We start from the raw sequence: 472 nt of genomic DNA, 5'->3' as shown, positions 1-472 counted from the left end.
GCGGTCGCGTTCGCGCTGTTCGGTCTGCAGGATCGCGGTAAGCTGTTCCTCGGTCACGGTGCAGAAGTTTACGAAGGTCAGATTATCGGTATTCATAGCCGCTCTAACGACCTGACTGTAAACTGCCTGACCGGTAAGAAACTGACCAACATGCGTGCTTCCGGTACTGACGAAGCCGTTGTTCTGGTTCCGCCTATCCGCATGACTCTGGAACAAGCTCTGGAGTTCATCGATGATGACGAACTGGTAGAAGTGACCCCGACCTCTATCCGTATTCGTAAACGTCACCTGACGGAAAACGATCGTCGTCGCGCCAACCGCGCACCGAAAGACGATTAATTTCGTTTTTTAGTTATAAAAAACCTGCCATCGCTGGCAGGTTTTTTTTTACCTGTCGTGAGCGCACACCAATGCGAGTATCTCCCTTATAAGTCTGGGATTACGTCAATAGAGAGCTTTGTCACAATTATCT

General features: G+C 49.8%; 1 pseudogene. It reads left to right on the top strand.

Features of this window, described 5'->3' with window-relative positions:
• Positions 1-339 (top strand): annotated as a pseudogene (locus tag D7X99_RS42015) (translational GTPase TypA); the annotation flags it as partial.
• Between the last annotated feature and the right edge of the window lie 133 nt (positions 340-472).

Origin of the sequence: Corallococcus sp. AB032C (genome assembly GCF_003668935.1) — a bacterium.
Classification (GTDB): domain Bacteria; phylum Myxococcota; class Myxococcia; order Myxococcales; family Myxococcaceae; genus Corallococcus; species Corallococcus exiguus.
This window is presented reverse-complemented; position numbering and strand designations above follow the sequence as displayed.